The organism is Oxynema mangrovii CENA135 (assembly GCF_016632315.1).
GTDB lineage: Bacteria > Cyanobacteriota > Cyanobacteriia > Cyanobacteriales > Laspinemataceae > Oxynema > Oxynema aestuarii.
The window spans coordinates 1,382,187-1,409,142 of sequence record NZ_JAEOXH010000001.1; the positions used below are offsets into that span (position 1 = coordinate 1,382,187).

General features: G+C 53.0%; 19 protein-coding genes. 8 read left to right on the forward strand and 11 right to left on the reverse strand.

Features of this window, described 5'->3' with window-relative positions; all coding sequences use genetic code 11:
* Positions 1–73: 73 nt before the first annotated feature.
* Positions 74–274 (reverse strand): hypothetical protein, encoded by a 201-nt coding sequence (locus JJD41_RS05395; protein WP_168569121.1) that lies wholly within the window; start codon positions 272–274, stop codon positions 74–76.
* A 591-nt stretch (positions 275–865) separates the two neighbouring features.
* Between JJD41_RS05395 and JJD41_RS05400 the strand changes: the two genes are divergently transcribed.
* Positions 866–4,042, forward strand: a complete 3,177-nt coding sequence (locus tag JJD41_RS05400) for a sensor histidine kinase (RefSeq protein ID WP_200665046.1) — start codon at positions 866–868, stop codon at positions 4,040–4,042.
* Between the two features lie 149 nt (positions 4,043–4,191).
* Here the strand turns inward: JJD41_RS05400 and JJD41_RS05405 are convergent, their stop codons facing one another.
* Positions 4,192–4,845 (reverse strand): M23 family metallopeptidase, encoded by a 654-nt coding sequence (locus JJD41_RS05405; protein ID WP_200665047.1) that lies wholly within the window; start codon positions 4,843–4,845, stop codon positions 4,192–4,194.
* Positions 4,846–5,164: 319 nt separating this feature from the next.
* Here JJD41_RS05405 and JJD41_RS05410 point away from each other — a divergent pair, with 319 nt between their 5' ends.
* Positions 5,165–5,551, forward strand: a complete 387-nt coding sequence (locus JJD41_RS05410; RefSeq protein ID WP_200667097.1) for a hypothetical protein — start codon at positions 5,165–5,167, stop codon at positions 5,549–5,551.
* Here the strand turns inward: JJD41_RS05410 and JJD41_RS05415 are convergent.
* Complete coding sequence (locus JJD41_RS05415) at positions 5,548–6,813, reverse strand: glycosyltransferase family protein (RefSeq protein WP_200665048.1); 1,266 nt, start codon at positions 6,811–6,813, stop codon at positions 5,548–5,550. The two genes, JJD41_RS05410 and JJD41_RS05415, sit on opposite strands and share 4 nt — an antisense overlap.
* 117 nt (positions 6,814–6,930) lie before the next feature.
* Here JJD41_RS05415 and JJD41_RS05420 point away from each other — a divergent pair, with 117 nt between their 5' ends.
* Positions 6,931–7,419, forward strand: a complete 489-nt coding sequence (locus JJD41_RS05420) for an ankyrin repeat domain-containing protein (protein ID WP_200665049.1) — start codon at positions 6,931–6,933, stop codon at positions 7,417–7,419.
* Here the strand turns inward: JJD41_RS05420 and JJD41_RS05425 are convergent.
* Complete coding sequence (locus JJD41_RS05425) at positions 7,416–9,023, reverse strand: hypothetical protein (protein ID WP_200665050.1); 1,608 nt, start codon at positions 9,021–9,023, stop codon at positions 7,416–7,418. The two genes, JJD41_RS05420 and JJD41_RS05425, sit on opposite strands and share 4 nt — an antisense overlap.
* A gap of 443 nt (positions 9,024–9,466) precedes the next feature.
* Here JJD41_RS05425 and JJD41_RS05430 point away from each other — a divergent pair, with 443 nt between their 5' ends.
* Positions 9,467–13,465, forward strand: coding sequence for a magnesium chelatase subunit H (locus JJD41_RS05430; RefSeq protein WP_200665051.1), 3,999 nt, complete (start codon positions 9,467–9,469; stop codon positions 13,463–13,465).
* A 97-nt stretch (positions 13,466–13,562) separates the two neighbouring features.
* Here the strand turns inward: JJD41_RS05430 and rsgA are convergent, their stop codons facing one another.
* Positions 13,563–14,633, reverse strand: a complete 1,071-nt coding sequence (gene rsgA / locus JJD41_RS05435; RefSeq protein WP_200665052.1) for a ribosome small subunit-dependent GTPase A — start codon at positions 14,631–14,633, stop codon at positions 13,563–13,565.
* Between the two features lie 344 nt (positions 14,634–14,977).
* Positions 14,978–15,790, reverse strand: a complete 813-nt coding sequence (thiD, locus tag JJD41_RS05440; protein WP_200665053.1) for a bifunctional hydroxymethylpyrimidine kinase/phosphomethylpyrimidine kinase — start codon at positions 15,788–15,790, stop codon at positions 14,978–14,980.
* Positions 15,791–15,921: 131 nt separating this feature from the next.
* On the opposite strand from thiD, the gene JJD41_RS05445 reads away from it, so the two are divergent.
* Positions 15,922–16,131 carry a hypothetical protein gene (locus JJD41_RS05445; protein WP_200665054.1) on the forward strand — a complete coding sequence of 70 codons (210 nt, stop codon included), beginning with the start codon at positions 15,922–15,924 and terminating at the stop codon, positions 16,129–16,131.
* A 253-nt stretch (positions 16,132–16,384) separates the two neighbouring features.
* On the opposite strand, the gene ftsZ is transcribed toward JJD41_RS05445, so the two are convergent.
* The 4 genes from ftsZ to JJD41_RS05465 all read right to left on the reverse strand — a co-directional run bounded on the left by ftsZ (position 16,385) and on the right by JJD41_RS05465 (position 22,502).
* Positions 16,385–17,659 carry a cell division protein FtsZ gene (gene ftsZ, locus JJD41_RS05450; protein ID WP_200665055.1) on the reverse strand — a complete coding sequence of 425 codons (1,275 nt, stop codon included), beginning with the start codon at positions 17,657–17,659 and terminating at the stop codon, positions 16,385–16,387.
* A 180-nt stretch (positions 17,660–17,839) separates the two neighbouring features.
* Complete coding sequence (locus tag JJD41_RS05455; RefSeq protein ID WP_200665056.1) at positions 17,840–18,706, reverse strand: cell division protein FtsQ/DivIB; 867 nt, start codon at positions 18,704–18,706, stop codon at positions 17,840–17,842.
* Between the two features lie 266 nt (positions 18,707–18,972).
* The gene (locus tag JJD41_RS05460; RefSeq protein ID WP_200665057.1) at positions 18,973–21,960 is read right to left on the reverse strand and encodes a glycerol-3-phosphate acyltransferase; all 2,988 of its coding nucleotides are present in this window, start codon (positions 21,958–21,960) and stop codon (positions 18,973–18,975) included.
* 59 nt (positions 21,961–22,019) lie between these two features.
* Positions 22,020–22,502 (reverse strand): adenosine-specific kinase, encoded by a 483-nt coding sequence (locus JJD41_RS05465; protein WP_200665058.1) that lies wholly within the window; start codon positions 22,500–22,502, stop codon positions 22,020–22,022.
* A gap of 167 nt (positions 22,503–22,669) precedes the next feature.
* On the opposite strand from JJD41_RS05465, the gene JJD41_RS05470 reads away from it, so the two are divergent.
* Positions 22,670–23,017 carry a Dethiobiotin synthetase gene (locus JJD41_RS05470; protein WP_200665059.1) on the forward strand — a complete coding sequence of 116 codons (348 nt, stop codon included), beginning with the start codon at positions 22,670–22,672 and terminating at the stop codon, positions 23,015–23,017.
* A 9-nt stretch (positions 23,018–23,026) separates the two neighbouring features.
* Here JJD41_RS05470 and JJD41_RS05475 read toward each other — a convergent pair whose 3' ends face one another.
* Positions 23,027–23,911, reverse strand: a complete 885-nt coding sequence (locus JJD41_RS05475; RefSeq protein ID WP_200665060.1) for an alpha/beta hydrolase family protein — start codon at positions 23,909–23,911, stop codon at positions 23,027–23,029.
* A gap of 455 nt (positions 23,912–24,366) precedes the next feature.
* Here JJD41_RS05475 and JJD41_RS05480 point away from each other — a divergent pair, with 455 nt between their 5' ends.
* Both JJD41_RS05480 and JJD41_RS05485 read left to right on the forward strand, forming a co-directional pair.
* On the forward strand, positions 24,367–25,221 hold the full coding sequence (locus tag JJD41_RS05480) for a hypothetical protein (protein WP_200665061.1): 855 nt from the start codon (positions 24,367–24,369) through the stop codon (positions 25,219–25,221).
* Positions 25,222–25,363: 142 nt separating this feature from the next.
* On the forward strand, positions 25,364–26,809 hold the full coding sequence (locus JJD41_RS05485) for a hypothetical protein (RefSeq protein ID WP_200665062.1): 1,446 nt from the start codon (positions 25,364–25,366) through the stop codon (positions 26,807–26,809).
* The last annotated feature ends 147 nt before the right edge of the window (positions 26,810–26,956 follow it).

The following is a 26,956-nucleotide window of genomic DNA, read 5'->3' on the forward strand; positions in this document are numbered from 1 at the left end:
AAAAAAGAGGGTCTCAAAGCCCTCTTTTTGGAATAGACCCAAGGATCGAGCGTCTGTTGTCTTGTCCGAATGTTCACAGCGCCTGTCGAGACACCTGCTTTTCAAACCGAGCTTGGGTTTGCTCTAACAACTGCTCTCGGCTGTCTTTCGCTTGGGTAAAGTTGGGAACGAGGTTGCGAGCTTGTAACGCCATGTGAAGCTGAAGGTGGGCAACGTACTCGCTGATATCTTCACGATGCGAAGGAACGTGGTGCTGATTCGGATGCGAAGCCAAAGTGTTCTCCTTCCTTAACTATGCAAGTTCTGGAATCTGCCTAAAAACTTACCATCCCTCGCGCGGATCTTTTCAATTTGCAATGAAGCTTAACGATTCTGGTTAGTTTTATTAAGGGGTGTAAATTCTAGCGCTCCCGAAGCCCGCGATCCCGACTCGGTAAAATAGGATTGTTGGCTGCCGTATTCAGCAACAGGCGGAGTTCGAGATCGAATTTTCGTGAAGATCGCCACGGCGGCGCCGAGTTGGCCGCGACCAATGAGTGAGACTACCTATATACTCTCAGCCCCGACCGATCTACCAACAATTTTCAACGGTCCGTACTCGACCCTTAGCTTAAAAATCTAAAATCTAAAATAGATAAACTTGCCACGACCCAAAACAGGTGCAACAATCGGCGCGAGAGCCATTACAGTGCCCTTGCACGAGCTGCGATCGCCGCATCGACCGATGTAGGTTAAACTGACCGATCGATTAGAGTCGCTATTCCTCCTATTCCTCTTCAGCATCTCGGTCTATTCTCGCTGCTGCCTTGAGTAGATTTCCCTTATCGGACTCGCCGATCGTTCAACTTCAACTATGGTATGAGCCATGTACGCTCCCGACAATCTCCATCTCATCCGTGCATTTCTCGACCACACGCCTCGTGCGGTGGCCCTGCTCGATCGCGAACTGCACTATTTACTCGTCACCCGTCAGTGGCTGAGAGATTGCGCCCTCGACGAAATGGCGACTACCTCGATCCGCGATGCAACAGAACCTAACAACGATCGACAAAATCCCCAACAAAATCCCCGACAAAATTGGCAACAAAATCGCCAAACCCCTCTCAATTGCGGCGATCGCTCCCACGCCGAAATCCTCAAGCAATTCAAACAACGCCTCGGAGTCGTCCAAAGCGACAGCGACGACGAACAAGACAGGGAAACCGAACGACATTGGGATCGAGTGCGCCAAAATGTTCTGGCGGGAAAGGTGGAACGATGGCAAGAAAATTATCGGTTGCGCGACGGTAGCGGACTCGTCGTCGAGTGGGAAGCCTGTCCGTGGACCGACGAACGCGGCGAAATCGGCGGTTTGTTACTCGTCAGAGACGAACGCAGCGACCCAGAAACGACCCGACCCGTCGCCACCGACGCGAACGCCGAGGAAGCGGTAGAACGATCGCGCGCCAACGAACGAGAACTACACCGACAAAGCCAAGCATTAGTTAAACTCGCCCGCAGTAAAACCCAAAAAGGAGAAAATTTAAAAGCCGCCTTGCGCGAAATTAGCGCCACCGCCGCCGATATTTTAAAAACCAGTCAAGTGAGTATCTGGCTGTACAATAACGAGCGATCGCGCTTGCGCTGCATCGAACGCTACACCGCCAGTTCCCCACCCGGCGATCGCCCTGCGAACAACAGCATCGACGAACTGCGCGCCAGCGATTGTCCCCATTACCTGCACGCTTTAGACTTAGAGCGGGCGATCGCCGTCGTCGAAGCGCAAACCGATAGGATCTCCAGCGAACTCGCTCGATCTTATTTAATTCCGAGCGAAATTACATCCCTATTAAGCGTCCCGATCCGCATTGGCGGTAAATTAGTCGGGTTTGTCGCCTGCGAACACCGGGGCACTCCCCGCCGTTGGCAACTCGGCGAGCAGAATTTCGCCGCTTCCGTCGGCGACTATACCGCATTGGCGATCGAAAGTAGCGTCAGCGAAACCTCGCAACGGGCCCGGGCCCGAGCACAGGACAATCTCAAAAAAGCCAACGAACAACTGCAAGCGGTTTTAGATGCGGTCCCGGGATGTATTTCTTGGTTTAGTTCGGATTTAACGTATTTAGGGGTTAACGATTATTTAGCGAAAACTTTCGATCGCGCTCCCGACAGTTTTATCGGCAAAAAAATCGGATTTTTGCAGGGAAGTCCGCGTTTCAATCAATTGGTTCCGGAATTTTTTGAAAATCCCGCTCGCGAAGATCGCAACGAAATTCAGATCGAAGTCGGCGATTCGACCCGTCATTTTTTGGTGGTGGCGCAAAAGTACCAACAGGGAGACGCGGCGGTGTTTGTCGGCTTGGATATTACCGATCGCAAACAGGCGGAAGCGGCGTTACAAAAAGTCAATGACGAGTTGGAATTGCGGGTAGAAGAGCGCACGGCCCAACTGCAATCGGCGATCGCTCAATTGCGCGAAGAAATCGAAAGTCGCCAGCGCATAGAAGAAGCGCGCGACGTTTTGGAATTTTCGATTAACAATGCCGCCGATGCGGTCTTTTGGCTGACTCCGGAAGGAGAGTTTTTCTACGTCAACGATGCTGCTTGTATTTCTCTCAATTACGCCCGCGACGAATTACTCGACCTCACCGTTCACGATATTAATCCGGACTTGCCCCCGGAAGTGTGGCCGGATTATTGGGAGGAAATTAAATCGTTTGGCTCCGTGCGGTTGGAGTCGAGCCACCGCACGAAAGAAGGCACGATTTTTCCGGTAGAAATTACGATTAGTTATTTTAAAGTTAACGGCAAAGAATATAATTGCATTTTTGCCCGCGATATCAGCGATCGCAAGCGGGTCGAGGCTCAGTTGTACCACGCTAAAGCGGCGGCGGAAGCGGCGAACAAGGCGAAGTTGGCATTTTTGGCGAATATGAGCCACGAGTTGAGAACGCCACTGACGGCGATTATCGGCTATAGCGATTTACTACAAGAAGATGCGATCGAATTGGGTTTGGGAGAGACGGAATTTGTTAATGATTTAGGGAGTATTAATAAAGCTGGAATTCAATTGCTCGACGCGATCGAACAAATTTTAGATTATTCTAAAATTGAGTTGGGCAAGATGGATTTAGAAATCTCGACCTTCGAGCTTTCCGAGTTAGTTAAGGAGTTGAAAGGGACGGTCAAACCGTTGGCGATCGCCAATTACAATAGTTTGGGGATTCATGTAGACGATCGCGTGCCAACCATGCGCGGCGATCGCGCTAAAGTCAAACAAGTCCTGACCCACTTGCTCGTCAATGCGACCAAGTTCACCGAACATGGGGCGATCGAATTAGAAATTACTTGGCAGGATACCCCGGATTTTCGCTCCCTCAACTCGTCGCCGCATTCGCAACTCACTGCGGATGTCAACAACGAGGGCTGGATCGTCTTTCGGGTCGTCGATACCGGAATTGGGATTAGCGAAGAACAAATGGAACACCTGTTTGAAGCGTTCAGCCAGGTGGATAGTTCTTCCACCCGCCGTTATGGTGGAACGGGGGTAGGACTGGCGTTAAGTAGCAGTTTATGCCAGCTCATGGGTGGCGATCTGTTTGTCGAAAGCGAAATCGGCGTCGGTTCGACGTTTACTGTCTGTCTGCCCGTCAAATTAGCCGCCCCCGCAGCCACGGCTCCCGCCGGATCGACGGAGGGAAGTATAAGTGAGAGTGCGAGCGCTCCGTTTCTCGTACCGCAACTGCCTCCCGCGCCGGATGATTTCGAGATCGAGGACGATTTTTGGGGGGGTTCGGACTCGGCAACCGAGGGGGCGATCGCAGGGAAAGAATCGGAACAACCAGGAGCACTGGAACAGCAGGTCGAAGCACAACCCTCGCCAACTTCAGAACCACCGGATGCAGCCGAAACATTGGACGTAGCGGAAACATCAGAACCAGTCCCAAGCGGGTCACAACAGACCGAGGCGATCGAAATTCTGCCCGACGATATCGAAATCCCCAGTGATTGGGACGATGAAAGTCTGGACGAACTCTGGGATTTCCAGGATTGGAACGAGTAGGGGCGATCGCTCGCCCTCGGAGGGAAGTTCGCACAACAAAACCCGCCAAAGCGGGTTGAAGCGAATGCAGGCGGACGATCGCGGCTGATTGTAGATGGCACCGAGATCGCGTCAAAATTGGAGGCGATCGCCCTATGCAAATTCTCCGGTTAGGGTTGTTGCGAAATACGTTGTCTTTGTTCGCCGTACATCGCCCGCAACACTAAGGCCGGATCGTACCACTCGTTGGCATATCTCAGACCCCAATGCAAATGAGGTCCGGTAGACCGTCCGGTCATTCCCACTCGACCGATACGAGTTCCCGCCATGATTTGTTGACCTTCCCAAATTTGGATCCCGCCCGCGCGATCGACCAGGGCCCGACGCCCTTGGATGATTTGGGCGCGTCCTTGCATGTGACAGTAGATATGTTCCCAGTCCCCGGACTGGATCACCAAACCCGTCCCACACCGTCCGTCATCGATGACATCGGCGACGGTACCACTCCACCAATTACGAACGTAACTGCCCATCGGCGCGGCAATATCCAAACCGGAATGGAATTCCCGACTGTAACCGCCTGTCGGCGATTGACGATAGCCGAAGGGAGAGGTATAACCTTGGAAGTTTTCGACAGGGAAGGAAGCATTTTGCCACTGATTCCCAGTGGCGACTGGCGTGGAATTCGCTTCTACTGCCCGACTCGAAAGAGAATAAAGCTGTAAACTCAATACAGCACCGAGGGTGACTACGGCGATTAAACAATGACGTCCGAAGCCGATTACTTTTTTCCCGATTTGGAGTCGGCTCAACGTTTTGGTCATGGGTGACACTCCTCAACCGTCTTTAGGAAATTATCGAAGAACTTGAATATTGATTCATGGCTGCCACGCAGAAACTTGAGAGTTTCACGGCGAACTTGGCGATCGCCTCTTGCATAGCATAGCGCCGCGATCGCCCTCGATCGAAACTTATTTGGCAAGTTGGCAGCGAACGGCTCGATCTGGGATGAGGAGTGGACATGTTGGAGTTGAGCGCGCTACGCAGCGATCGCGCCTCCCCCTAATGACCTTTGTTTGCAATTTCGTTACAATCGCTTTTATGTTTCGCCAACCCGCGCCCAAGCTCACCCCGGAATCTTCCATGCTGACAGACATTTTACCTTTTCGGTTCGTTCTCAATCCGACGGCGATCGCCGGAGCCAGTTTGTGGTCTTTAGCCCTCTACCTGGCTTTTTTCCCGACGACCGAATGGATTAGCACCCAGCTCAAACGATGGTTTAACTTTGCCGAGCGATCGCTCTACACCTCGGAAGCGGAATACGAACGAACGCGCAAAGCCCGGGAATCCCAAAATGCTTTTTATGCCTCGATTTTGAGCATCATCCCTTTCTTTTTGCTCGGTGGTTTGTGTAACTACGGAGTTGAATTGAGTCTCGGCGACAGTTGGGCGATTAGTGTCGGCTTGATTGCTTGTATGGGAGGCGGAATTTACGAACTCGGACGCCGCGATGGAGAATCTTCCCGCTAATTTGCCTCGGTTTTCTCTAACTCGTCTCGGATGATACTGGCTAGAGCGTCGGCGGCTCCTGCTTGACCCCGTAAGGCTTTGAGCCGATCGCGCATCTGCTCCAATCGTTCGGGATCCTCCAATAAGGCGATCGCCTCGCGCGCTACCGCCGACGGTTCCAACGCTCCCACCAACTCGGGGACGATCTCTCGACCCGCCCAAAGATTCGGCCACGCGAACAAGCGTCCCTGACGCAACACCCACCCGTTGATAATTTTCGCCAATCCCGTTCCCACCAAGGGCAAATTTGCTAACAATCCCGGCAATCCGTCCCAAGCGCGCATGGCGTCGAGTTGCTGGGTCGGCAACAATACCAGCATCGGCACCCCTAACGCCCCTAACTCTGCCGTATTGGCGCCGACGGTGGTCAAGCACAAGCGACAGCGAACGAGCAAATCGTAAGCGGGACTGGCGGTATGCAGGCGAATCCGCACTCCGGTTTCCGTGACCAACTGCGGCTCTCCTGCGGGCGATCGCCCCAACTTGGCACCCCGGGTTCCAAAGCGCGACAGCAGGGGATTGCGCTCCGGATCGGCGAAGCGGGCGATCGTGTCGAGATCCAAACTGGGGGCGACGGGAATCATAAAGTGAGTTTGCGGCCTTTCCCGGGCTAAAATTTCGGCGATCGCCAGACACAAGGGTACCCCCTGAGCGAGTTTGGCGGGTTTCGACCCGGGGAGCAAGCCGATACATTCGAGGTTTTTCTCACTTTTATCGAGATTTTCTCTCACTTCTGCGGCGACTTCCGCGATCAAATCGCCGATCGCCGTTAACTTGGGGCGATATTTGGCCCGAACCCGCCGCCCGATCTCCGGTTTCATCAGGGCGAAGCGATCGATCCACGGCACCCAACGTGCCTCCCATTCGGCATAAATTATGCTGCGGTAGCCCAAGCGTTTCGCCACCACGAGGGTAAAAAATTGATCGCCGCCGAGAAATAACACCACCCCGCGCGATCGCCACTCCCACGATTCGGCAGTTTTTCCCCACAACAAAAACGGCCAAAAATGCTGCGGGTCTTGTACCCGATCGATCTGCGGGTAAGAACGGGCGATCGCCGCTTCCTTCCCCGTCGCGTGGGGACAGGGAGACAAAATCAGGGAAATCCGCACCGAGGCGCGATCGTCCCCCAACTGTCGCCGCAACGATCGCACCGTCGGACGCACCCAGGTCGCCACCTCTCCCGGACCGTTGGCCAAAATGACAATATCGACGGGCTGCATTCTTGTTTTTTTCCCGATAAAATTCTAGAGTGAATTTTACTAAAGCCCCTTGCCCAAAAGGATAACGGCGATCGAAACGTTATTCTAACGTATCCACAAATATCGAAAACTTCACAGATGAGCGAATTGATCGAAGCCGTGCGATCGGGCGACCCACAACAAGTCAAAGCCGCTATAAGCACCACCCAGTCACTCAATTGGACCGATGCGGAGGGCATGGGGGCGATCGCGATCGCCGTCGAAGCCGGATCCGTCGAAATTCTCAAGATCCTCCTCGAAGCCGATGCCGACCCCAATCTCGCCGATAACGACGGCTGGACGCCGTTAATGACTGCCGCAGGCGGCGGGGATCTCAAAAGCTGCGAAATGCTCCTCGATGCGGGAGCAGACCCCAACGCCCGCACCGCGTTCGGCTTGACGGCTTTAATGGCTGCCGCCGCCAAAGGACATCTGGAGATCGTGCGCCTGTTGGGCGATCGCGGTGCCGACATTCGCGCCAAAGATAACCACAAATTTACCGCCCTCGTGTGGGCCTCTCAAGAGGGTCATCGAGACGTCGTCGAACTGTTAAAAGCCTTGCGCGATCGCCCGTCCGACCCGGTTTAACTCAGGAAAAAGGTTCGATCCGCACGCAATGCGGACGGTTCCAAATCGATAACCCCGGCAACGACTCCGACCAGATCGCCCCCCGCCGTGAAAATATTAAAATTACCGTTCGCCACTTGGAAGGAATAGTCTTCCGGCGTACCGCCTAACTGCACGCGATCGCGTCCCACCTCGAACTGCTCGATCTGGGCAAAATCGCGATCGCCCGCCTCCGTATAAAAGGTGACTAAATCCGGGTTCGCCGGACTCACCCCCGGACTGAGGACGAATAAATCGGCCCCGGAACCGCCAATCAAGGTATCGACTTCACCGTTACCGAAACTGCGCGGCACCACATCCAACCCCTGCTGGGTTTGAACCAACTGCAAGCCGACCCCGATGACCGTCGTATTGCTGCCAAAGGCTTCGACGCGATCGCTCGTTGACGTTCCCGTAAACACGCCGACCCGACCTTCCGCCTGTCCCGATTGCTGATAATGTTGCAATCCAGAACTCAAACGTCCTTCACTCACCGCCGTCGCTACGTCGCCGTTGACCGCTAAATAAATCCCCTCGTTAAATCCCGAGGTGAAATTACCAATCGCCGGGATCGAGTTGCGACCCCCGAGGACGAACGTATTCGGTTCGACCTCGAAATCGGCCAAACCAATATTTTGCGCCCCTTCAACGATCGCCACCAAGTCCCCAGACGACGTGGAAATCCGCAAATTGCCCCCATCGACGGCAAAACGATAGTTATCGACGCGGTTCGCTAACAACATAAAGTCATTTTGCGGGTCGAAGTTGCGCACGATCGCAAAATCTCCATCTCCATTGCCCACATAAAAGGATGCCGGGGTCGGATTCGCGGGGGAAGTTCCCACCCCGAGGTTGAAGAAATCACTGCCCGCCGATCCGATTAACGTGTCGATTTCTCCAACCCCCAGACTGACGGGACGCCCGTCTAAAGAAGCCTCTCCAATACGGGCAAGATTATCGAAATCAACTCCAACAATGCCTGCATTTACCCCAAATGCGCGCACGACATCATTGCCGTTACTGCCAAAGAAGAACCCAGCGCGAGTGGCTTCAAATTGCCCGAATCGTTCGTAATGGTCGCGTCCGGAGGCAAAGGCTCCCCTGGCGACGGCATCGGCAACGTCGGGATAGGAGGTTAAGTAGGCGTCTTCGTCAAATCCGGCCCCGGGGGTACTCAGGACTGGGCCGCCGAGTCGTCCTTCGTTTCTGCCGATGTTGAGGTAGTGTTGCAGTCCGGAACTGATGATGCCGTTGCTAATGGCGCCGATCAAGTCGGGGTTGCGATCGAGATAGGTTTGTTCGTCGTAAAAGGGGGAAATGCGGGTGCGTCCTTCGGCTTCGCCGGATTGGATGAAGTGTTGCAAGCCGGAGGAAATGACGCCGCGAGTGACTGCATCGGCGACGTCGGGATAGTTTTGCAGGTAAAAGGCTTCGCTATATAAGGGGGAAACGTTGACGCGGCCTTCGTTGAGGCCGAATTGGGTAAAGTGGGCGAGGGCGCTGCCGACGGTTCCGGCAGCGATCGCCGCTCTCACGTCCGGGTTATTTTCTAGGTAAAAATTGGGGTCGAAAATCGCAAAACTCATATACAAAAGGGTTCGAGTCGATGAAGTTAGTTCGATTATAGTTTCAAGCCGATTGTGGCCGTTCCGGGGGCGATCGCCCATCCTTGCTTGTCACGGCTCTCGATTCCTCCGTTTGCGGTTCGCCACCGCGATCCTCGTCCCCGGCAATCTCGAAATGATGCATTTTAGATCTGAATTGTCAATGTTTCAATAGTTAATTTTTGTAAAAAATAATGAGAGCAACCTTTAAGGTAATGATGAATAAATGTTAAGATTTATGGCGGCTTTTTTATCGAATTGTGTCAGATAGGGTCTAAAAGCCCCATCTGTCAAGCATTTTCTGGTAAAAACACTCAATATAGTTCTATTAAAATCTAGGCCAAGAACCTAGACCCCGATAGACCCTCTTTTTTCTTTTTGTCCTGCCTAATTGCCCAACGCGCATCTAGAAGGAGTTCAACTGCATGTTCACTCACGTCAAGCCCACCATTCGACACATTGCCCCAGACGACCTCCGGGGGCGGAAACTGCTCAAGGTGGTCTATGTCGTGCTAGAAGCTCAGTATCAGAGTGCCCTCTCCGCAGCAGTGCGCCAACTCAACAAGGAAAATCCGAGTTTGGCGATTGAAATCAGTGGCTATCTGATCGAGGAACTGCGCGACCCGCAGAATTATGAAGATTTCAAACAAGATTTAGAGAGTGCCAACATCTTCATTGCCTCCCTGATCTTTATTGAAGAGTTAGCCGATAAAGTCGTCGCCGCCGTCGAACCCGTGCGCGATCGCCTCGACGTGGCGGTCGTCTTCCCCTCGATGCCGCAAGTGATGCGACTCAACAAAATGGGCAGCTTTTCGATGGCGCAATTGGGTCAATCGAAGAGCGCGATCGCCCAATTCATGAAAAAGCGCAAACAAAAATCCGGCGGGTCGTTCCAAGACGGAATGCTCAAGCTGCTGCAAACCCTGCCCAAAGTTTTAAAATACCTCCCCATCGATAAAGCCCAAGACGCGCGCAACTTCATGCTCAGTTTCCAATACTGGCTGGGAGGTTCGCCGGAAAACTTGGAAAACTTCTTGTTAATGCTGGCGGACAAATATGTCTGCAAGGGTGAAAACGGCTTAAAGGACACCGATTTAAAATATCGAGATCCGGTGGTCTACCCGGATATGGGCATCTGGCATCCCCTCGCGCCGAAAATGTTCGAGGATGTCAAAGAATACCTCAACTGGTACGATCTGCGCGACGACATCCCCGAGGATTTGAAAGATCCCCTCGCCCCTTGTGTCGGCTTGGTGTTGCAACGCACCCACCTCGTCACCGGGGATGACGCCCACTACGTGGCGATGGTGCAAGAACTCGAAGCCCTCGGCGCCCGGGTCATTCCCGTGTTTGCCGGAGGCTTGGACTTCTCAAAACCCGTCGATGCTTACTTCTGGGATGTCGGCGCCCAAGGGGTCGAACCGTTGCCCTTGGTGGATACGGTGGTTTCCCTGACCGGATTTGCCCTGGTCGGCGGTCCGGCCCGTCAGGACCATCCCAAGGCGATCGATTCGCTCAAGCGCTTGAATCGCCCGTATATGGTCGCCCTGCCCTTGGTGTTCCAAACCACGGAAGAATGGCAGGATAGCGAATTGGGTTTGCACCCGATTCAAGTGGCCTTGCAAATTGCGATCCCCGAACTCGACGGCGCGATCGAACCGATTATCCTCTCCGGACGCGACGGCGCCACCGGGAAGGCGATCGCCCTGCAAGACCGCATCGAAGCCGTCGCCCAACGCGCCCTCAAATGGGCCAACCTGCGGCGCAAACCCAAACTGGATAAAAAAGTCGCGATCACGATCTTCAGCTTCCCGCCGGATAAAGGCAACGTCGGAACCGCCGCCTATCTCGACGTGTTCGGGTCGATCTACGAAGTCATGAAAGCCCTGCAAGGCAACGGCTACGACGTTCAAGACCTCCCCGAATCCGCCGAAAAGCTGATGGAGGAAGTCATCCACGACGCCCAAGCTCAGTATGCCAGCCCGGAACTCAACGTCGCCTATCGGATGTCCGTGCCCGAATACGAGAAGCTGACCCCCTATTCCGAACGGCTGCACGAAAACTGGGGACCGCCCCCGGGACACCTCAACAGCGACGGGCAGAATCTGTTAGTTTACGGGAAACAATTCGGTAACGTGTTTATCGGCGTGCAACCCACCTTCGGTTACGAAGGCGACCCGATGCGGCTGCTGTTCTCGCGATCGGCCAGTCCCCATCACGGCTTTGCCGCCTACTACACCTATCTCGAACGGATTTGGGGCGCCGATGCGGTGCTGCACTTCGGCACCCACGGGTCCTTAGAATTTATGCCCGGGAAACAAATCGGCATGTCTGGGGAATGCTACCCGGATAACTTAATCGGCAATACCCCGAATATCTATTACTACGCGGCGAACAACCCCAGCGAGGCGACGATCGCCAAACGCCGCAGCTACGCCGAAACGATCAGCTACCTCACCCCGCCCGCCGAAAACGCCGGACTGTATAAAGGCTTGCAAGAACTCGGCGAACTGGTCGGGTCCTATCAAACCCTCAAAGATACCGGGCGTGGCATTCCGATCGTCAATACGATTATGGACAAGTGCCGCATGGTTAACTTGGACAAAGATATCGACCTGCCCGACACCGACGCCGCCGAGATGAGCGCCGAAGAGCGAGACAATATTATCGGGCAAGTCTATCGTAAATTAATGGAGATCGAATCCCGGTTGCTGCCCTGCGGCCTCCACGTCATCGGCAAACCGCCAACATCAGAAGAAGCCGTCGCAACCTTGGTGAATATCGCCTCCCTCGATCGCGAAGAAGAAGGAATTTTATCTTTACCGCGCATTATTGCCAACAGCCTCGGACGCGATATCGACGAGATCTACAGCAACAACGATCGCGGCGTCCTCGAAGACGTACAGTTGCTACAAGACATCACGATCGCCAGCCGTAAGGCGATCGCCGCCCTCGTCAAAGAGCAAACCGACGCCGAAGGTCGCGTCTCCAAAGTCTCCAAGCTCAACTTCTTCAACATGGGCAAAAAAGCCCCCTGGGTGGCAGCCCTCCACGAACTCGGCTATACCAACGTCGATCCCGAACCTCTCAAACCCCTATTCGAGTATCTCGAATTCTGCTTGGAACAAGTCTGCGCCGACAACGAACTCGGCGCCCTCCTGCGCGCCCTCGAAGGGGAATACGTCCTCCCCGGACCCGGTGGCGACCCCATCCGCAACCCCGACGTTTTACCCACCGGGAAAAACATCCACGCCCTCGACCCACAAGCCATCCCCACGGCGGCGGCGGTCAAAGCGGCGAAAATCGTCGTAGACCGTCTCTTAGAACGGCAACGTCAGGAAAACGGCGGTCACTATCCCGAAACGATCGCCTGCGTCCTCTGGGGAACCGACAACATCAAAACCTACGGCGAATCCCTCGCCCAAATCATGTGGATGGTCGGCGTCAAACCCGTTCCCGACGCCCTCGGTCGCGTCAACAAATTGGAACTGATTCCCCTCCAAGAATTGGGCCGTCCTCGCGTTGACGTCGTCATTAACTGTTCCGGCGTCTTCCGCGACCTGTTCATCAACCAAATGAACTTACTCGATAAAGCGGTGAAAATGGCCGCCGAAGCGGACGAACCCGTAGCAATGAACTTCGTTCGCAAACACGCCTTGAAACAAGCGGAAGAAATGGGCATCAACTTGCGCCAAGCGGCGACCCGCGTGTTCTCCAACGCTTCCGGTTCTTATGCGTCCAACGTCAACCTGGCGGTGGAAAACAGCACCTGGGAAGACGAATCCGAGTTGCAAGAGATGTATCTCAAGCGCAAGTCGTTTGCGTTTAACTCCGACAATCCGGGGATGATGGAACAAGATCGCGGTATTTTCGAGTCCTCGTTGAAAACGGCGGACGCGACTTTCCAAAATCTGGATTCTTCCGAAATCAGCCTCACCGACGTTTCCCACTATTTCGACTCCGACCCGACCAAGGTGGTCGAAAAATTGCGCGGCGACGGCAAAAAACCTGCGGCCTACATTGCCGACACGACCACGGCGAACGCCCAAGTCCGCACCCTGTCGGAAACCGTGCGCCTCGACGCCCGCACCAAAATGCTCAATCCCAAGTGGTACGAGGGAATGCTCTCTCACGGCTATGAGGGAGTTCGCGAACTCTCGAAACGCCTGGTCAATACGATCGGTTGGTCGGCGACGGCGGGGGCCGTGGATAACTGGGTTTACGAGGAAACGAACGAAACCTTTATGAAGGATGAGGAGATGCAGAAGCGTCTGCTCAATCTCAATCCGAACTCGTTCCGCAAGATGGTGACCAGTTTGCTAGAAGCCAACGGTCGCGGTTACTGGGAAACTAGTGAGGAGAATTTAGACCGCTTGCGTCAGTTGTATCAAGAGGTCGAAGACCGCATCGAAGGCATCGACTAGGATTGAAACTTTCTAGAGGGGCAATAGAACGGTAGGTAAATGAGAAAGAGACGCGATCTCGCGCATCTCTTTCTCATTATGTTTTGCTGATGTTTTGTCAATACGACCCAAACTCTCTCCCTTTTTGCTTGTAAGACTCAGTGAGAGTTCGTTTGTAAAACTTGCCCAGTGCTTTGTCTTTGGCTCGTTTCTCCGAGAGAGTTGCGGAGTTAAAGGCTTCTTCTTTGAGTAGTTTCAGATAATTTTCCAGCCGCCTGCGATCGATTTCCCCAGCCTCAACCGCTTTCTGTACCGCGCATCCGGGTTCACTTTGATGTTGGCAATCTCTATAGCGACATAGAGCTGCCAGCTCTTCAATATCTGAGAAGGTTGTCAGAATACCGTCTCTGCAATCGGCCAGTTGAATTGCTCGCATCCCTGGTGTGTCGAGTATCAATCCACCACCCGGTATGGGAATGAGCGATCGCCGGGTCGTCGTATGTCGGCCCTTCTCATCGTCTTTCCGGATACTATTGGTTTTCTGCTTGTTCGCCCCCAGCAAAGAGTTAATCAAGGTAGACTTACCCACGCCAGAGGAACCCAGAACAACGATCGTCTCACCTTCCCCGATCCAGTGGTGGAGTTTACTGACACTGTCACGATCCAGACAGTTGACCGCTTCCACACATAAGGAATTGTCGAGATGGCGAACCTGTGACGCAAAATCTTGCGCGCAAGGGTTCAGATCGGATTTGCTCAGGACGACAACAGGCTGAGCACCTGCCTCATTTACTAGCGATAAGTACCTTTCAATTCTATTTAGATTAAAATTAGCGTTCAACGAGCAGACAATAAAGGCAGTATCAACATTGGCAGATATCAACTGCCAATCAACTCTGGAACCTGCTGCTTTTCTTTTGAAGCAGGTGCTGCGATCGAGCAATCGGTAAAAGTGATTGTCTCGATCCAGAAGCAACCAGTCGCCAACGACCATCTCAGGCATAGAATGTTGAAGATCGACGTTCGCCACAAAAGCATCACTGGCAACTGTAATCATTGATTTATGTTGCTCAATGACTCGAACAGGAAAGTAAAGACTATACTCTTCAAGGGTTAATTGTTGCTGAAAAAATGGTCGCCATCCTAACGTGGCCAGGGATTTATAACCTGTTAGAGATTTAAACTGCATTAGAAAAACCAGTAATTTTTTTTAAAAAGCACCATCGAATAAAATCTTTGGTGGGGCGGGTAGAATACCCACCTCATCAACTATTATAGCCCCCTCAATCGGTTGTAAAATTGATGGTTGTAGAGACATGGCAATGCCTTGTCCCTAGGGGGATTTGGCTACTTGCTTAGGTCGATCTCAGATACAATAGATTGAGGACGCTTATATGTATAGTTAAAGAGAAGCAGCTTATACAGTGACGATCGCTGTTTGGCCTGGCAAAGTATCTGTAATTGTGAGAATTTTTGAGGCGATCGCGTCGGTCATCTCCCGTTCTCCTCGCACTAAAATCTAAACTCTAAACTCTAAACTCTAAAATCCCCTTGCCCCACCGGACCTTGACCGTTACCAATATTTAACCCCCGATGTAATGCTTCGGTGACATATTTTTTTGCCGCTTTAACGGCGCTGAGGGGGTCGTTTCCTCGGGCGAGATTGGCGGTAATGGCGGCGGATAAGGTGCATCCGGTTCCGTGGGTGTGGCGGGTGTTAACTGCCGTCGTTTGCAGGACTTCGAGACGATCGCCGTCGAACCAAACATCGACGCCGTGGCAGTTTCCGGACATGGCACCCCCTTTGACTAAGACGGCGTGGCGGCTGTGGTGGTGAATTTTTTCGGCGGCGGCTTTCATGTCGTCGAGAGTTTCAATCGCCAAACCGCTTAAGATTTGGGCTTCGTAGCGGTTGGGGGTGGCGATCGCCCCGAGGGGGAGGAGGTGGTTTTTTAAGGCGGCGACGGCGTCATCGTCGATCAGTTGCGCCCCGGTTCGCGAGACCATTACTGGATCGACCACCAGCTTGGACCATCCGGCTTGGCGCGCTTTTTCGGCGACGGCGGCGACGATCGCGCGATCGAGCAACATCCCAGTTTTGACGGCATCAAAGCCGATATCGTCCGCAACGGCATCGATTTGCGCGACGACCGCCTCCGGGGGTAAAGCATCCACCCGGGTGACGCCGAGGGTATTTTGGGCGGTGATGCAGGTCACCGCGCAAGTTCCGTGAACCCGATGAACGGCGAAAGTCCGTAAGTCGGCTTGCATTCCGGCGCCGCCACCGCTATCCGATCCGGCGATGGTCAGGGCGATGGGAATCGTTGGGGAGGCGATCGAGGTCATGGGGAATTTTAGAGTTTAAAGTTTAGAGTTGAGATTTTAGATTTTTTGGAGAGAAAAATAGTTGATTTTTAAGGGGAATTAGAGAATCTTATTTGATTCATTAACAGATTAAAAGATGTCGTCACCGTTCGATGTTGGGAGATCGCCCGATCTGGGGCTTTCGAGTTAATGATTTCCTTAAAAAATTGGGGGCGAACGGCGATCGCCGCTTCATTGAAGCAATTTCTAATTTTGCCAATTCAAAATTGAACGGTCACAATGTTCACAGGGCGATCGCCACCCTCCATCGAGCCAGTGCGGCGATCGAGAGCGACATTTTCATCAGAAAACACTACACATAAAAGAAGAGTTACAGCGCTGCTCAATTTCGTGAAGGACGCTGCTGAGTTGCTGGCTTTACCTTACAATGCCAATTAAAAATGCAAATTACAGCTTAACTTCGCTCTAATTTACGATCGCCAAACCGCGCTGTCTCTATAAAACAGAAAAACTTTCGCTACGACAAAAGTAACGAAGCATTCTTAAATACCCCTAAATTTAACCCTTTGAGCCAGTGGGAGCGATCGCGCAGGAGCCAGACCACTCCCCAGGGGACTAGCGCGGCGGACGGCGCCGTTGTAAAAACTCGGGAATATCCAAACCCGGGGGTTTCCCTGGGCTCGGTTCCGGAGCTGGCGGGGGTGGCGGTGGCGAAGCAGAAGGAGCGGAAAAGCGTTTCTGCGGCGCGGTTGCCGTCGTTCTCGGCGCCACAGTTTGGGGTTCGAGGGAAAAGCCCGTGGCAATCACCGTAATCCTTATTTCCCCTTGCAGGCGCTCGTCGATGACCGCCCCAAAAATAATATTCGCATTAGGATCGACGACTTCATAAACCGTTTCCGCCGCCGCATTAACTTCGTGAAGGGTCAGATCGCTGCCTCCGGTAATGTTGAGGACGACCCCTTTCGCCCCTTCAATCGAGGACGACTCCAGTAGGGGTGAAGAAATCGCGGTCAGGGCAGCTTCTCGGGCTCTAGATTTGCCCGAACCGACGCCAATCCCCATCAGCGCCGATCCCGCATCCGCCATCACGGCGCGAACGTCGGCGAAGTCCACGTTAACCAATCCAGGAATCGTAATAATATCGGAAATCCCCTGAACCCCTTGGCGCAGGATATCGTCGGCGACGCGGAACGCTTCTTGCACGGGAGTTTGTTCGGAAATGACCGTCAGGAGTTTGTCGTTGGGAATGACGATCAGGGTATCCACACGACTTTGGAGGGCGGCGATCCCTTCTTCCGCCTGACCCGTGCGCCGCCGTCCTTCAAAGGTAAACGGGCGGGTGACGACGCCGACGGTGAGGGCTCCGGCTTCCTTGGCCGCTTCGGCGATAATCGGCGCCGCGCCTGTTCCGGTGCCGCCACCCATCCCGGCGGTAATGAATACCAAGTCGCAATTATCGAGAGCTTGGGCGATTTCGTCGCGGGATTCCTCGGCGGCTTTTTGACCGATCGCCGGATTCCCTCCGGCGCCCAAACCGCGCGTTAATTTTTGTCCGACTTGTAACCGTTGGGACGCCGAAGATTGGACTAAAGCTTGAGCGTCGGTATTGACTGCCCAAAATTCGACCCCGGATAACTCGCTTGCGATCATGCGGTTTACGGCATTGCACCCCCCGCCGCCGACGCCAATGACTTTAATTTTCGCTACGCTGCTAGGCACGATTTCGTTATTTCTAGTGTCTTCTTGTCGAACCCGCTCGTCCTGATTTTGGCCGGAATATACCCCTGAATTGTTAAAAGGATTAGAATTATCCACTGCCGAGGGAAAACCAGATTGTCCTTCAGAATGAGAGTTTTTAGGACTAAGCCCTAGTTTACTATTAAGTGTCATTGGGATGGGCAACAGTAGAAATACAACGGGTTGTTAATAATAGACAGTTAAAGCTCAACTATAGGGTAAGTTGGGGGAGAAAACCAACTACCCGCAGACGGATTGAGTTGGGCGGCAATCCGGTGATTTAGGCCAGAGCCAAACCGGGAGCGAACGGGTCGGTGAGGGGTCGGTAACTCCTCAGGAGCGATCGCCGGAGGCAGGGGAACTGGGGGGCTGCTTCATTTTAAGGGCGGGAGATTGGGGATTGGTCAGGTCGATGTAGTCGATTTGGGCGGGATCGACCGCTTCGGGCAATTTTCGCATACGTTCGAGCAGTTCGAGACGCTCGCTAAAACGGGAGTTGTACGGTCCTAAGCGAACGTTTCCCAGTTCGGTTTTCAAGATCAAATTTTTGGGATCTTGCCAATCTAATTCGTAGATTTTAACCGCGCAATCGGCGATCGCCCGATAAACGGGACGCCAGTAGGGACGGAATTGATAGAGTTCGCCGACGATTTTGAGGTCGGGAATTTTCAAGCCGCGATCGAGGGAGGTGTAGCTTTCTACAGGCATCCACATCCCCTCTTCGTCGAGTAAGACGAGTTGGCGGGAGGTGGCGGGGACAGTCGGGGCGTTCGACCCGGAAGGGGTGGGGGTCGTGGCCGGGATCGAGGCGATCGCCACCGGGGCGCGTTCTCGCACGTCTACGGTCAGTCCGGGGGGGAATAATTGGCGAGTGACGCTGGCGTAGGCGATCGGTCCGCTAGATTCTAGCTGGGCCACCAGAGTATCGGGACGCACTTGGAACAGGGATTGGGGATAAGACAGGGAGAGTAAGGAGCGAATTGCGCGGTCTGAAAGCAGTTCGTTTCCTTCGACGGTCACTTGCTCGGCAGAACCGATCACCCAGATCGGCGATCGCGCCAGAGCCACCAACCCCCCAGCCAGGACGATCGCGCCGAAGAATTGCCAAGTCCTTTGTAACAGCTTGACTCGTCGGGCGCGTCGCAGTTGGCGGCGACGGCGGGCGAGTTGGGATGGCGAGACCGATACGATGCTATCCATCTTACCCACGGGAACCCGAGAAACTTACAGCAAATAAGATTGGCAATGGTGGTGACATTAACAATAGATCGAGATCGGCGGAATAGGGGTTCATTGCAAAAGGAATTGTCAAGGAGCCGCGATCGCCGAGCGATCGCCACGAGTTGACCACGGTAAGGCTACGACTGTTTTACCAAAAACTGAGGAAAAGTGGGGGCAGAAGATTTTAGAGTTTAGAGTTTAGAGGGCGGGAATGGGGATTCCCTGCTTCCCCCCGACGCTTCCGCTCACAGAATCTCGACAATTCCCCGGCGACCGTCGAGGCGAACGCGCTGTCCGTCTTGTAAAAAGTTAGTGGCATCGGTCACGTCCATGACGGCGGGGATGCGGTACTCGCGGGCGACGATCGCCCCGTGGGAGAGTTGTCCGCCGACTTCGGCAATTAAACCGCCCGCGCGGGCCAGAACTGCCGTCCAGCCGGAATCGGTATAGGGAACGACGAGGATGGTATCGCGATCGATCGCCCCACTTCCCTGGAGCGATCGCAGGATTTTGACCCGTCCTTCCACCTGTCCCGGGCTGACCCCGATCCCCTGCCATTGCTGGCGGCTGGGGCGATCGCCACTCGGGCGGAAGAAGGTGACCGGATCGTTGCCGTAGACCACGTTGGGGACCGAGGCGCGATCGCCTGCCGCGCCAATAGCGAGCCGTTCTAGAGTTCCTTGATAGGCATCCTGGCGCGCCGCAATCAGATCCCGGAAGCGATCGCCGCGTTGCGAAGTCGGTTCGTCAATCCACGCCCGAATTTCTGCCAATTCGAGAAAGAACAGATCCCCGGGGGCCTTCAACTCGCCGCGATCGATCCACAAGCGCTCTAAGGTAACGAAGGTCCAGCGCAACTCGGCGAGCAGTTTGCTGTAGACTTCACTGACCCTGGCTTTGACATTGATCCGGCGCTGGAGAATTTGGGCTTTGATCCCTTGAGATTTGGGCGGCGGCGCGGCGGGGGGTTCTTGAAAGAGCATTTGCGAAAACAGGGCGCGCACGGGACGCGGGTCTTCGCGCCAGGTGGGGACGGCGATATCGGTCGCCACGTCGCTGAGGTAGCCGTAGCGGTCGAGGAACTGGTCGAACTGCTCGAAAACGGTCTGACCGTCGGGCATTTCGGCTAAAACGGCAAACAGTTGGGAACAGTCGCCGATTTCCCCGGGAAGGCTGAGATCTTCGAGGTCGGGAATCATCAAGCGGGTGGCGGTGGCGAGTTCTTGGAGCGATCGCACCGCCGCGACTTCGGGGGTTTTGCTGTAGTCGAGTTCGCTGTCGCTGACCCCTAAGAGGGTTTGACGTAAGGCGACGCTTAAGGGAATCAGGATACTGTAATAAGTCGTTTGTTCGAGCAGTTCGAGAAGAGTGTCGGCGCGATCGAGCAGTGCGGCGGGCTCCGAGAGTCGAGACTCGCGACTGCCGGGATCGCGATCGGCCAATTCCCGGGTGCGTCCCAAATCGTTGAGCGCCGGGGTCAGCCGCCGGAAATAGGCTTGTTGAAAGTCTTGCAGCAGTGCCAGTTCGCGCCCGAGGAGGCGCAGTAAGCCGGGCAGGTTGCGTAAGGTGGACTGCCAGGGGGGTTTGCTGAATTTGGCTCCCCGGGTCAGGAATTCCAAACTTTCCGGGGGCAGACCCATGCGCCGGAAGATTTCCCCGAGTAAGGTGGCGTTGAAATAGGCGTGAAAGTCGTGCAGGGTGGCGGTTTGCTCGAAGTCGAGGTCTTGGGCGCGATCGCCCAAGACCACGGTAAAAATTTCTCCCCACACGCGACAGGTCAGGGGACGGTTGATCGACCAGGTGAGGGGACGGATCGCCCCGGGAATCACTTCGGCGGCGATCCGGCGGGTCCAGATCGGCAGCAAGGTAGGAATCGGGCGGGTTTGCAAGATCCAGAGGCGATCGCCGTCGTAAGTCCATTCCACGTCTTGGGGGATGCCGTGGTAGCGGTTTTCCAGGTGACGGGCGAGATAGGCCACTTGTTCGAGGACGATCGCCGGAATGTTGCCACTTCCGACGACTTCTAAGTTTAAGTCGGACGGGAGATAAGGACTGGCTTGGGGTTCGACGCGATCGGCGCTAATTTCGACCCGGTAGCGTTCGGGGGTGTAGCGACCGGAAACGACGCGGCTGCACTCTCCCGGGAGGGCTTCGATCGCCACCCAATCCCCCTGTCGTTCGAGGGGATCGCGGCTGAAGGCGACTCCGGAAAAGACGCCGCGAATTTGCGGTTGAATCAACACCGCCATCGCGTCTTCGCGCAAGTGGCGATCGCGCCGATATTGTGCGGCACTGGCGCGATCGTAGGATGCCAGACAGGCGGCGATCGCCCCTTGCAGTTCGGCTTTCGAGGTCACTCCGGTGACGGTGGCATATTGACCCGCCGCCGAGGCAATTTCCGAGTCTTCGCCAATTGCCGACGATCGCACCACCAAGGGATGTTGCGGGGACACTTCCAGAAAGCTGATTAACGCGGCCCGATCGTCTCCCGGCGGCAGCACCCACCCCGGTGGAACCGGATATCCCCACCGTTTGAGTTGGGATAAATGAGCCGCTTTCGCTCCCACTTTCGTCGGATCGAGGGTTTGGTCGAGGGAGACGATCGCGCGATCGCCCCGGAAAAAGCGAAATAATTTCTCGGACTCTTGATGGCTGTCTCCCACGGGCAAATCCAAATCGTCAGGCATTTTGCGATAAATCCAATACAGCAGCAGGCTTAAGGCGATCGCCGCCCCGATTCTCGGCCCGTCACTGGCATGAAGCAACAGGGTCACTAACGGCATTAATATCAACACCAGGGTGCGTCCCTGTTCCCGTTGTCGAAACAGGGTAAAGCTCACCCCACCCATCAACACAATGCAGCCCCAGGCGATCGGATCGTGAACCAAAAAACCCCAAACGACATTGGTGGTTCCCGCTCCCTGTCCCATCCAGTAGCGCCCCATCACCAACGCCAACAGGGCGATGAGTTCCCATTCCGGATCCCCCGGGAAAAATTGGCGCGCCAACCACACCACCGCCATGCCTTTCGCCGCTTCCGACAGCACTGCCAGAATTCCGGCGACTCGTCCGCCGTGGTAAAACGCCGCCGACACGCCAATATTTCCCGTCCCCACCGTCTTGAGATCCTGCCCGCTTACGGCCCGCACGAGCCAGCGAATTAAGGGCAGTCCACCGAGGAGGGGACAAACCGTGAAAATGAGTAATGCTCCCCAAACTTGCGTCAGCGTCATGCTTCCAGCACCGTGTTCCGCTTACTGAAGGTCGAGAGGGTCGAACCCGCCCTCGCCTATCACAGCTTATACCCGATTTGCCTGAGAAATCCTTTCCGTGCTTTCACATCCTCGGCTGTTTCCACGCCGTTCGGCGAAAATCCATCGACCACGCCTAAAATTCCCCGACCTTGTTCGGTTTCGGCCAAGATAACCTGTACGGGATTCGCCGTGGCACAGTGAATGGTACAGACTTCTTGACATTGTTTGATCGCATTTAAAAAGTTGATGGGAAAGGCATCTTTTAAAAGAATGATAAAAGTATGTCCCGCCCCTAAGGCTTTGGCGTTCTCCGTCGCCGACGCCTGCAGCGCTTCGTCGTTCCCACTGACGCGAATCAAACACGGTCCGGAGGCTTCGCAAAAGGCAATCCCAAATTTGACCGAACCGGAAATCCCCACAAAGATCTCGTGCAGGTCTTCGACGGTTTTAATAAAGTGGGCGTGACCGAGGATGAGATTGGCTCCCTCGGGAAGTTCGATCGCAACGGTTTTGAGTTCCATAGATTCGGTTTAATGGAGGGCGATCGAATTTTAACGAGGTTTGCTCGGTTTTGTTCGCCCGGACCGAGAACCCGTGTGGGGTCGTCGCAGCTTTACAATGTGGAGGTCGCGCGATCGCCTCTCAAGAGGATCGCGATTCTCTTTACCACGGAGGGTCTGGGTTAGTTATGGATTACGAAACCGCTCGCAATTTTTTGATCGATCAGGGAATGGCCCTACAAACTCAACGCAACCCCGATGACCTCTTGCGCCGCTTGCAAGACGGAAAAGCACCCATCCCCGGACAACTCACGTCGATTTTATTGGCGCTCAAACGCTTGTTTGAAGACGTCCAAGGACGCGATAGTCTCGATCGCCCGTTGGTTTTAGCCCTCTATCTTTTAGCGATTCAAAGTCAGCAACTGTTCGAGCAAGGCGTGCGATCGCGTGTCGGTTGGCCCCCTTTGTTAAAAGAAGATTTACAACGAGTTGCCAAAGGCGTAGAAAGTATCTTTGCTGGCGTTTGGAAAAATTAATCGATCGATCTAACTTTTTCGCAGACGCGCGATCGTGGTCGGAACTACTACCGGATTATCCCGATTTAAAATAACTTCGTTATGGCGTTTGAGTAAAATAAATTGCGAGAATAAGCCTCGGGCAAATCGCCATAACTTGACTCGCTTGCGTTGTCGTTGGACGAGCGATCTGACCACCGCTAAAATATCCAAACACAAACACATCTGTGTCAGCCGATATTGCCAGTTTTTCCCTCGTTTAGAAATTTCAAAACAAGATCCGGGTAAATAATCCCCTCGATTTGCCCAGAAAGCATATTTTTCGCCTAAAGTAAAGTAATGAAAAACATTTTTAATCTGATGATTTTTCGCTAACTCTGACGAAATTCCCAAAGAATTAAACGTCACTACCGAACGCAAAGCATGGGGATAGCGAATCGCCAACTGCTGGACAATTTTACCCCCCAAACTTTCCCCGATCGCGTCCGGCGGGCGATCTTGCCGATAATAAGTCTCGATCCACTCCCCAACTCCCACGGTTTCCGCCGCCTCTACTTGCCATTCCAATTCGGCAATAAAAACATCCGGCGTATCTTGTAAAACCCCATCGAACGGATACCAAGACCCATAACCGCGAATGACTAAAACGGGTGGATGTTCTCGATCTTCCGGCATTCTTGCTTCGGCATAAAACCCAGTCTTACTATCTTCAAACACCGCTTCGACTCGATAGCCGCCGAGGAGGCGATCGCCTACTTCATGCTTGACATAAATGGAGGGATCGTCTGTATCAAAAATACTGTTTGCTTGTGGTTTTGAGAAGCGTTCGTAAATAACATCGAGAACGTGCCTGCCTGTTTTCGGATCGACGAAGGAAGTCGGAATATCGGAGGGAGGTTTACGGTCAATCTCCATATTTAATTTTAATTTTTAAATTAAAGTGGCAATGCCAATTGACTTTTATTTTATCTTATTTTTCCGATCTTCTCGATCGCAATCTAAAGGGGCGATTCTCCTTTGGAAACCCTACGCAAACCCACGGCGACGACCTAAGCGTATCGCCCTCGAATCTCCGCGATCGGCTAATTGTTTGAGCGCGTCAAACATTGACAATTTCTACATTGAGTATTCCTAAACTTCCGGATTTTAGCAATCATTTTGCCCCCGATCGCTTTCTCTATTTCAATATCAATTCCCACAAGTGAGCCGCGATCTTTTACGGCGGCACCGGATGAAAGTGCTAGAGCGATCGCGTTATCCTTTGAGGGAGGAATATAGTGTTTATACGGATGCTGCGGCCAAAAGACAACGAATAGACTGGACTGAGTTATGCAATCGGAGTTTCCCCCTCATTCAGGAGTTGCCGAATTATGTTGAACAGCGAATCTCGGAAACAAGCACAAACCAGACTGAAAAAGGCGGCGGAACAATACGAACAAGCGGGGGAACAGTTAAAAGTTACGGCGGAAAGTCTATATCAAACACGGGTCAATCGAGGGGTTGAGACGATTCGACGGTGTGAAGACTATATTAATACCCTGGCTAACAGGCCCAAAGAATTTAGCAAGGTTGTTGCCGATCTCAAAGAGGAACTTCAAAAAATAGCAGAATACGATTTAGATCTCATCGATGCCAATCCCGGCAATTTGGCACAGAAGGCGGCGGGCGCCGGAGTGATTGCAGGGGCAGGGGTGGCCTGTTTTGGCCCGGGTGCGGCGATCGCCTTTGCAACCACCTTCGGAACGGCTTCGACGGGAACGGCGATCGCTACCTTATCAGGTGCGGCGGCGACCAATGCGGCTTTAGCCTGGTTGGGGGGTGGCGCCCTTGTTGCCGGAGGTGGCGGGATGGCTGCCGGAAATGCACTCTTAGCAATGGCGGGGCCGATTGGTTGGACGATCGGTGGTGCGACCTTGGTAGGCAGTGGAATGTGGACCAACCATAAAAATAAGGAAATTGCTCGCGAAGCGAACGAAAACGCCGAGCAATTTGAACGATATACGGTTAAGGTCAACACTGCAAACCAGGAAGTTAATTTGCTTGAGCGAGAAACCGTTCGACTCGTTAATTTTATCAAACAAGAGCTATTCTTTTTTGAAGAAAATGCCCCATCAAATTACTTAAAATTTGATGAATCATTAAAATATAGAATGAATATCTTAATTAATACGATTCGTTCTTTAAGCATATCTTTACAAAAAAATATAGAGCTTAATTTGAATTGACTCATACTTAGGGGCGAAGAATTTTCCGCCCCTAGGCTGATTTCGCCACGATCGCAAATGACACGTAACGATTTCTCTACCTATTTAGAGATAGGCGAAGCAATTTCTATCTTTGAATTGAATAACTGTGATTGGTTAAATCATGACGGATTTAGAGAACCAACATCAAACTACGCAATTTATTGCGGCAATTGTTAACAGCGATAACCTGCAACAAGCGGAAGCATTAGCAACCCAACTGAGCGCCCAAGATCGTATTTTTCTTGAAGCCGTGGGAGAGTTTGACAAGGTGCGCGAGTTTGTCGGGACTCCCGAACATATTCTCGGCAGTCCGGCGACGAAACACGGGGAAATTGCCGAGCAAGTAGAAGTGGGAATTCATAATGCTAAATCGCTTTTACAGGGAGTGCGATCGCACGCCACGTTTGAAGGGGTGGGGAGAACGGCACCGGAAGATTATTTAATCGATGGCGTTCAAGTTCAATCTAAATTTGTTAACGGGATTGGTAATAGTTTGGATCGAGTGCTCGATCACATGAGAAAATACGACCATTTTGGTCGAAAGGATTCATATTATCATATTCCTAAAAATCACTACGAAACGATCGACAAAATCTTAAACGGTGAATCAGTTGAAGGGGTCAGTAGCCGACTGGCGCGAAACGTACAAGAAAAAGCGCAAAAAATTGAAGAGCTTTCCGGTCACTCTTTCAAACAAACTGTTAAACCCGCATCTTCCAATTATGAAGATGTTCGGATTGATAAAGTTGAGGATACATTAGCACGGCGAGAACGGGAATTAAAAGAAGAAAATGAAAATATTAAGGACTCCATTAGCGATCGCGCCCAACCTAATTTAGGGGATGTCGGTCGAGTTGCCCTCAAAGGGGCAGTATTGGCTGGGAGTATACGATTTTCCCTCCAAATTTATGCTAAATACAAACAAGGGAAAAATGTTTTTAAGGGCGAACTTTCCCGAGAAGATTGGCAAGAAATTGGCCTCGATACGGTCAAAGGGGGTGCGCTAGGTGGGGTGTCGGCGACGGCGATTTATGGGTTGACAAATTTTGCGAATCTCTCAGCTCCCTTGGCGGGGGCTTTTACTAGTGCGACTTTAGAAATTGCGAGTTTAATAGGTCGTTTGAATTCCGGAGAAATTACGGGCGATCGCTTTGTAGAATTAAGTTTATTTGCCTGTGCGGATTCGGCGATCGTGGCGGCGGGAGCAATCCTCGGACAAGCAATAATTCCGATTCCCGTGGTGGGTATCGTTATTGGCGCGATCGCGGGTCGCATGGTGACGGATATTTGCAAAAATTTATTAGGACAAGAGTCTTCTGTTATTCAAAAAATTGAAAAGTACGATCGAAATTCTATCGCTACTGTTGACCGAGAATATCGGGCGATCGTCGCCGATCTTTTGGCCAAATACGAACGATTGGGCAACTTGGCTCAAGCCGCTTTCGATCCAGCTTTAAACTTAGAATTGAGGTTGCAAGCGAGTATCGAATTAGCGGAGGCTTATGAAGTTGCCGATGATGAGATTCTTCACAATATTGATGAATTAGATGCGTTTATGTTGGGTTAAGTGACAACAACTATAGGCAAAAAGAGAAAGGATAGCTTGACATTGACTTGCCTGTTACACGAGCAAATCGGCGCTAACATCATCCCTATTTTGGCGTTGCATAATAGAGAATGATTTAAGTGAATGCTGGAATCTGATGGTGCTTGA